This is a genomic window from Gemmatimonadota bacterium (assembly GCA_026706345.1).
Lineage (GTDB): Bacteria > JAAXHH01 > JAAXHH01 > JAAXHH01 > JAAXHH01 > JAAXHH01.
Window position 1 is genome coordinate 1 of record JAPOYX010000251.1, and the last position, 8,002, is coordinate 8,002.

Below are 8,002 nucleotides of genomic sequence, written 5' to 3' on the forward strand. Positions count from 1 at the left end.
ATCTCATGAAGCGCCGCGACAAGTTCGACTATGTGCTGGTGGAGACCACGGGGCTTGCCGACCCCGGTCCGGTGGCCCAGACCTTCTTCATGGACGACGAGATTCGCGAGGAGTACGCGCTTGACGGCATCGTCACGCTCGTCGATGCCGCCCACATCGAGCAACAGCTTGGTCGAAGCGACGAAAGCACCGAGCAGATCGCGTTTGCGGACGTCCTGGTGCTCAACAAGACGGACCTTGTCGACGACGAGGTACTCGACCGGCTCGAATCGCAGCTCCGGGAAATGAACCGGATGGCGAAAGTCGTGCGCAGCGAACGGGCGAACGTCTCCGTCGACACGGTACTCAACCTCGACGCCTTCGACCTGGACGACGTACTCGAGCGTCGTCCCACTTTCCTCGAGCCCGAATACCCGTTCGAATGGACGGGCGTTTACTCGCTCGATACCGGTCGCTACGAACTCAGCCTCGCCGATGGACCCGATCCGGCGATGTCGCTCGTCGTCGTGCCCGGCCAGGGCACGGATGACGGTGCGCTTCGTGAGGGTGCGGAGTGGTGTGTGCGGCGGTACGCCGAACCTGCGGTGGACATTCGCCCGGGCGAAGAGATACCGATTAGCAAGCATGTAAACCTCCAGCTTGATTCCACGGGGCGCAAGTCGTTCTTCCTGGAGGTCGATACGCAGGCACGGGTCGGCTTCTACGCCCAGCACACCGCGGAAGAGTTCGATCTCCAACTGAAGAACGGGGAAGGATCGGTACTCAGGCAGGAGGTCGAGCGCACCTGGGTCGCACAGCATGAGCACGACGACGAAGTGGGTTCGATCGCCATCGAGCGGGAGGGCGACGTCGATCCCGACCGGCTCAACAAGTGGCTTAGTACACTGCTCATGGAACGCGGGGTGGACATCTTCCGAATGAAGGGCTTCATCAGCCTCGCGGGCGAGTCCCGTCGCTTCGTCTTCCAGGGGGTTCACATGCTCTTTGACGGCCAGCCGGATCGAGAATGGGGGGATGAGCCCCACCACAATCAGCTCGTCTTCATCGGCCGCAACCTCGATGAGCAGGACATGCGACAGGGGTTCAACGCATGTCTGGTTTGAACGACGGTAACCCGGACGGTGTAATTCGCCGAGGTTGGTCTGCGTCGGTCGGTGATTACCCCATCGCCGGGGGCTGGATACTGCGCGGTGAGGCGCTGGCGATCGGTGACACCGCGGGTAGCGTCTACGCGTTCGACAGCAAGTCCGGCGCGACCGCGTGGGCAAGCCACGAGGTTCATGAGGGCGGTGTGCTCGCAGTGTCGATCCACCCGGGCGGAACCGCGTTCGCTACGGCCGGGCAGGACGGTCGAGTCATAATCTGGTCTGCCTCCGATGGTCAGGTAAGCCGGGCCATCGACGTCGGAAACAGTTGGGTGGAAAACGTGGCGTGGTCGCCGGACGGCCAGTGGCTGGCGATATCCTGCTCCAGGCACGTATACGTATATACCGTGGACGGCACGGAGGTCTGGCGATCGGACGCCCATCCGAGCACCGTCAGCGCGATCGCCTGGTCCGGCGCGGCAGAGCTGGCGACGGCCTGTTACGGTCGCGTGACGTTCTTCGACGCGATCATCGGCGAGCCTCGACAGAAGCTGGAATGGCAGGGGTCCCTGGTGTCGATGGTATTGAGCCCGGACGGGGGCATCGTGGCCTGCGGCAGCCAGGACAACTCGGTGCACTTCTGGCGTCGAGACACGGGAAAGGACTCCATGATGTCCGGATATCCGGGCAAGCCTTCGGCCCTTGCCTTCGATGACACCGGCACCCTTTTGGCCACTGGCGGAGGGGAGGCGGTTACGGTCTGGAGCTTCGAGGGTAGGGGTCCGGAAGGCACGCGGCCCGGCGTATTGGACTACCATGCTCAGTTCATCACCGTACTTTCCTTCGCGCCCGGAGCGATAAACCTGGCATCGGGAGGCCGCGATGGGACCGTGGCTGCGTGGTCGCTGCAGCGAGATGGAGAAGGAGATCTGATCGGGTCCGGGGACGTGGCGGATGTCGTCGCCGGGTTGCACTGGCGGCCGGACGGGGGTGCCCTCGCCGCGCTCGATGCGCAGGGCGGCGTGACGGTCTGGCGAGTGAAAAACTGGTGAAGTACAAACGCTGGCTCTATCTCGGCCACCGCTGGCTGGGGATCTGCATGTGCCTGCTCGTGGCCATGTGGTTCTTCTCCGGCGTGGTGATGATGTATGTCGGTTTTCCGCAATTGACACGGGCGGAACGTCTTGCCGCGCTGCCGGTACTTGAACCGGATAAACTGTGGACCGGACCTGCTGAACTGTTGCAGTGCCTTGATCCGGCGCAGACCATCGAGGAACTGCGCCTTACCACCGTACTTGGACGGCCCGCCTGGCTCCTGCGTACCGGCGATGGCAACCACCATGGTCTGTTTGCCGACAACGGCGGTGTGATCGGTGAGATAGACGATGAAGACGCCGTTCACGCAAGCCGCGTTTATGTCCACTCAACCGGCCTCTCATCGATACAACCGGTGCACAAGGCACTCCTGCTCGTGGACCAGTGGTCCGTGTCCAGCAGCCTTCATCCTCATCGGCCGCTTCACTCGGTGGCATTGAACGATCCGGCCGGTACTGAACTGTATGTCTCTTCGGTGACCGGGGAAGTGGTACGCGATACTAACGCGCTGGAGCGCGGCTGGAACTGGCTGGGGGCGAACCTACACTGGATCTACCCTGTGCAGCTTCGCCAGCATGTCTCTGTCTGGCACTGGGTGGTCGTGGTGCTCTCACTCGCCGGCCTGGTATCCATGGTCACCGGTGCGGTGATCGGCTTTCTGCGATTGAGGTTTCGCAGGCGTTACCGCGGCAAAGATGTGACTCCCTACCGGGGCACGCTGAAACTACACCATATTCTGGGGTTGATTTTCGTGATACCGCTGACCACCTTCCTGCTCAGCGGCCTTCTGTCGATGAATCCCTGGGGGGTGTTTGACGATGACATTCCCTTCGGCGATCGCCTCGCCGCCTACCGAGACACGCCCACCGTCGGCGCCCTCGCCGCCTATCTGGACACGCCCACCTACGGCGCATTCGACGTCGGCGCCACCCATGTCGATGCAGTCTCCAGCGGCACGACCCATGTCGGTGCGCTCGCCGTCGGCACCGCTACCGTCCGCAGCCATCTGGACGGGGTCTGTCTACGACTCACTCGGTCACAGCCTGGAAATGCCGTCTGGCCGCGGCCTGAGTTTCCCGACAGACACGCGCGAACTGGTGTGGCAATGGCTGGGTGGTTCACCCTATGCCTATGCCGTCACCGGCGATGGCCAACGTCAAATGCTGACTTCATCGGAGCAGGGCAGTCTCGAGGAATCCGTCCTCACGCAAATAAAGCGGGGCATGGCCGGCCACCGGACCGTCTACATCGAACGGCTTACGGATTACGATCTCTATTACTACTCCCATCACCAGCGGTGGCGTCCACTACCCGTGTTGCGGGTGCGCTTCGATGATGCCAACGCAACCTGGTACCACATCGACCTCACCACCGGTGAGCTGATCAATCAACTCACGGAGACCGGGCGCGCGAAACGCTGGCTTTACAACGGCCTTCACAGCCTGGACTTCGGCTTTCTCATCGACAATCGCCCCGTTTGGGACGTGGTGGTGATCGTGCTGTGCGGAGCCGGTTTCCTGTTCTCTACAACCTCCGTCATCGTGTCCTGGCGGCGTGTGCTTCGCATACGTAAACGTTATCGCGTGAAAAAAGCATGAATGCTCAGACCCAACGCATCCGCGAATCACTCAGCAAACTCGACGCACTGGCTACAGGTCGAGGCCGCGTTCTTGGCCAGGTCGTGTGCTGTGAAGGCTGTTGCTGCGGCCAGACAGACAAGGGGTTCCCACCGTTTCCCCGCGACTGGCTTAAGCAGCAGTGGAATGAAGAAAAACTGAACAGGTCGGTGCAATTGACGATCTCCGGATGCCTTGGTCCGTGCGACCTGGCCAATGTCTTCTGTGTCATCTCGCCCGAGGGGATGCAGTGGTTTGGCGGCCTCCAGGAACAAAGGCATTACGACTTGCTCCTGTCATGGGCCAAAACCTCACGTGATGCGGGTGTGCTGATCGAACTGCCTGCCGAACTGAATCGCCACCGGTTTGAACGGTTCGCCGTTTCCCACCATCATGAGAATGGAGTTGACCCGGTCTAGCGGACATGTAACTTCTTATAACTATGGGGAATGCTACATGCCCGGACCTCTTGGTACCTGTCCGGCGGCTTTTAGCCGGCAGATGGCCGTCCTCGTTCGCTCCGGCCACAAGCAAGCAAATCACAGAATTCGCAGTGCAAGCATCGCTCGTTTGCCATCGAGTGGGAATGATCCTTTGATCCTCCAGGACTACCTCGCCGCCCTGCCCATGGACGACCTGAAATCCATGGCCGTCACCCTCGGCGTGCAGCCCGGCATGATCTCCCGCGCCCGGCTGATCCGCGAAATCACGGACCAGGTCTTCCAGCCGGGGTACATCGATCAGTGCGTGGACGATCTGAGCGAAGAAGCCCGGGAGATCCTGCTGGCCATACTGTCGGCCGGAGAGGCAGGACGGGTCTACGACACGAGGAATCCCTCCAACGACGGGTTGATCGAACAACTCCACGGACTGCTGAACCGGGGGCTCGTGATCGGCCGGCGGCCGGCGTACCGCACGGTCGACTTCACCGTGCCGGAAGACCTCCGGGACATGCTGATCCGCAATTTCACGGACCGGCTGGCGGGGTTTTTCTCGACGGAAGTGGGGAAATCGGAAGACGACGAAAGCCGGGACCTCACCGCGGTCCGAAACGTCTTCGCCCTGGTGAACGGCCTGCGGCACAACCCTGCTCGGCTCACGGACCGGGGCCTGCCCTACAAACGGGCACTCGACGCCATGGTGGAACGGCAGGAAGCCGTGATAAACGGCTTGCCGGATCCGGCGGAGGAAACCCCCGAACAGATGCGCTTCGTCATGGACTATGCACAGTGGCGAGGACTGACGCGCGTAGAGGACGGACGCCTCCGCGCCGACAGTGAATTCGAGTCGTGGCTTGAGCAGCCCACCACCGAAAAACTGGCGAACCTGTTGTCCTTCTGGCACGCCCGGGACCGGGCGCGTTCTCCCGCGATATCCGCACTGCCGGGCATCCTTCAACTATGCGTGGGTTTCGCGCAGGTGGACCTGGACCAGATCCTGCGCTGCGTGCTGGCCTGTTCATCTCCCCACGTGCGGACGGATGCCTTCAGCGACGAGGAAAGAGCGGAGATCCTCGCCGCGCTGCGCGAGCTCGAATGGATCGGTCTCCTGCGTCAGTACGACGGCAATAACGGTGCCGGCGGCGGCCTGGTGATCACGCCGGCGGGACGGCACGTATTTGGCGGGCAGGACTGGCCGGACGATCAGGCCTGGAGCACGCGGTTCGTCGTCCAGCCCACCTTCGAGATCATCGCGCCCCGGGACCTGGACCTGAGGATCCGGGAAAAACTCGAACGCTTCGCCGACCTCGAAAAGGTCGATCTCACGCTGACTTACCGGGTTACCCGCGATACCATCTACCGGGCCGCCAACACGGACATGTCCGGCGCGGACGTCAACACTTTCCTGGCGGACCATTCCGAGAAGGACGTGCCCCAGAACGTCGCGTACTCGATCCAGTCGTGGGGCGATGCGTACGGCCAGGTGTATTTCATGGAGACCTTCCTCCTCCGGACAGCCAGCGCCGAGATCGCCAGCCACATCAAGGCCCACGGGGAACTCGCGCCTTACATCAAGGGCGAGGTTGCCCCCGACGCACTGATCGTGGAACGCAAGACGTACCGGGAGCTGATGGACCTGCTGCAGAAACAGGGCTACATGCCGAGGTCGGGCATTGTTGGACCAGCGGAGGCCGCTACGGGTCCTAACGCTGGAGATGCGGTGCAGCGTGCCCGATCCGGCAACGGGAACGGCCTGCGTTCAGACCCAAAAGAACCGCGGGAGCAAAGCGGTCAACCCGGCCGAAGCGTTCATTCCGACCGAAGCGGCCTTACCGACCGAAGCGATCCTCCCGCGGACGGCGCGCAGCCTGCACCCCCTGAATCCAAACGTAAGCCGGTCCTCGGATTCGGGGACTGCCTGCCCGGCTTTCAGTTGCACCGGGGATCGGGCGGGGCCGACCGGAACGCCCCGCACATCGAGCAGGCCGCCAACCTGCAGTACCTGTCTCCCGGGCAGACCGAAGAACTCCTGGAAATGGCGGTGAAGAACAATCACCGGGCCGTCATCGAATACTACCTGGGCAACCGAAGCCGCAGCTTCCTGCACCGGATCAAGCCCATCCGCATCGAGCGGACCCGGGGCACTCCCTTCATCGAGGCGCACCGCATACCCGAGGGTGACGTGCACGCCTTCAAGATCGCGAACATCCGGGCGATCCGGATCGTATACGAGTACGAGGAACAGGCAGGCGACAGCTGAACGTTCCGCCGAGTGGAGGACCGACCATGCATACCACGCTGATCGACGTACACACGCTGAACCGGCATCACCAGGACCCGGACTGGCGCGTGATCGACGCCCGGTTCTCCCTGGCCGACGCGGGTCAGGGCGCTCGTGAGTATGGTGCAGGCCACGTCCCCGGCGCCCTGTACGCCCACCTGGACGACGACCTCTCCGGACCCATCATTCCCGGAGAAACCGGCCGCCATCCGCTGCCTACCGTGGAACGGGCCGTAGAGGTCTTCTCGCGGTTAGGAATCGACGGAAGCGTGCAGGTCGCGGTTTACGACGGTGCGGGCGGTTCGGTGGCTGCCCGGGTATGGTGGATGCTCCGCTGGCTGGGTCACGACGCCGTCGCCGTTGTGGACGGCGGCTGGCCGGCCTGGACCGGGGCGGGACTGCCGGTCACGCAAGAAGTAGGGGAAGTGACGCCGCGCACCTTCGTGCCCAACGTTCGGGCAAACCTCGTCACCGACGTGGACGGCGTCGACCGGCACCGGAAGGATGCGGACTGGGCCGTCCTGGATGCTCGCACGCCGGAGCGCTTCCGTGGCGAACAGGAGCCCATCGATCCCGTGGCCGGTCATATCCCGGGCGCCACATGCGCGTCTTTCGATGTGAACCTGGGGGAAGACGGATGTTTTCGGTCGCAGGAGGAGCTGAGGCGGAGATTCGAGGGGTTATTTGGCGGGGTGCTGGCCGACCGCGCCATAAACTACTGCGGATCGGGTGTATCGGCCTGCCACAACCTGCTCGCCATCGCCCACGCGGGCCTGGGCGATGCCGTACTTTACCCCGGTTCCTGGAGCGAATGGATTACCGACGAGGACCGGCCAATCGGGACGGGGGAGGGGTGAAGTTCACTAGGCGTTATTTCGACTTCGATATAGACTTCTCTAATTGAATTGGAATGACACAGAGATTACTAGGAAGGAATCAACAAACAAAACCTCGACCAAAATCTGCACGGGCAGAAGCATGCGTATGTGGTGGCCGCCTAGCACATAGTTTAAAACTAGATTCACTCTCCGATGTCATGCTGGACTCCGCCCCATTCGCGGCTTTCTATACTTGAAGATGGTCTTGCTGCAATACCCAATCGTTGTGTGATTGCACTAGCTAGTTGAAATCCCTTCCCCCCTCTGGTATTGTCGGTTACAACGAATTCGGCGTTGGTAGCTTTCACATACTCTAAGGTTCCCTCAAAGTCGGCATGATTCGACATTGCCACTTGATAAGCTCTTTCAGAATACTCTACAACTGGTGTGTCCGGTCGAGTGAAATAGGCACTAAGTACAATCTTGGATCCTGATTCCACATCTACCGGTTTTTGGTCGCCTGTTCCATAAACTCTAACATAGTAGCCATCTTTTAAAAGTAACTCAGCTTCTTCAGAAGGATGAGCTACTAGCTGTGGGATAGTATATCCGAATTTCTGGTAGACACTGACTTCCTTTAATAACCTGAGGCTTCCAATGATTGGGC

General features: G+C 61.4%; 8 protein-coding genes. 7 read left to right on the forward strand and 1 reads right to left on the reverse strand.

Features of this window, described 5'->3' with window-relative positions; translation table 11 throughout:
• The 7 genes from OXG98_17920 to OXG98_17950 form a co-directional block, all read left to right on the forward strand.
• Positions 1-1,103: GTP-binding protein (locus tag OXG98_17920; protein ID MCY3773888.1), on the forward strand; the 1,103-nt coding region annotated here is incomplete at its 5' end.
• Positions 1,091-2,137 carry a PQQ-binding-like beta-propeller repeat protein gene (locus OXG98_17925; protein ID MCY3773889.1) on the forward strand — a complete coding sequence of 349 codons (1,047 nt, stop codon included), beginning with the start codon at positions 1,091-1,093 and terminating at the stop codon, positions 2,135-2,137. The genes OXG98_17920 and OXG98_17925, both read left to right, overlap by 13 nt.
• A complete protein-coding gene (locus tag OXG98_17930; GenBank protein MCY3773890.1) occupies positions 2,134-3,516 on the forward strand; it encodes a PepSY domain-containing protein in 1,383 nt (460 codons plus the stop codon). The genes OXG98_17925 and OXG98_17930 overlap by 4 nt, the downstream gene beginning before the upstream one ends.
• The gene (locus OXG98_17935) at positions 3,503-3,778 is read left to right on the forward strand and encodes a hypothetical protein (protein ID MCY3773891.1); all 276 of its coding nucleotides are present in this window, start codon (positions 3,503-3,505) and stop codon (positions 3,776-3,778) included. Before OXG98_17930 ends, OXG98_17935 begins: the two co-directional genes overlap by 14 nt.
• Complete coding sequence (locus tag OXG98_17940) at positions 3,775-4,215, forward strand: (2Fe-2S) ferredoxin domain-containing protein (protein MCY3773892.1); 441 nt, start codon at positions 3,775-3,777, stop codon at positions 4,213-4,215. Before OXG98_17935 ends, OXG98_17940 begins: the two co-directional genes overlap by 4 nt.
• A gap of 175 nt (positions 4,216-4,390) precedes the next feature.
• The gene (locus OXG98_17945) at positions 4,391-6,496 is read left to right on the forward strand and encodes a helicase-associated domain-containing protein (GenBank protein MCY3773893.1); all 2,106 of its coding nucleotides are present in this window, start codon (positions 4,391-4,393) and stop codon (positions 6,494-6,496) included.
• Positions 6,497-6,522: 26 nt separating this feature from the next.
• Positions 6,523-7,374, forward strand: a complete 852-nt coding sequence (locus tag OXG98_17950) for a sulfurtransferase (protein MCY3773894.1) — start codon at positions 6,523-6,525, stop codon at positions 7,372-7,374.
• A 164-nt stretch (positions 7,375-7,538) separates the two neighbouring features.
• On the opposite strand, the gene OXG98_17955 is transcribed toward OXG98_17950, so the two are convergent.
• On the reverse strand, positions 7,539-8,002 hold a 464-nt coding region (locus OXG98_17955), incomplete at its 5' end, for a hypothetical protein (protein ID MCY3773895.1).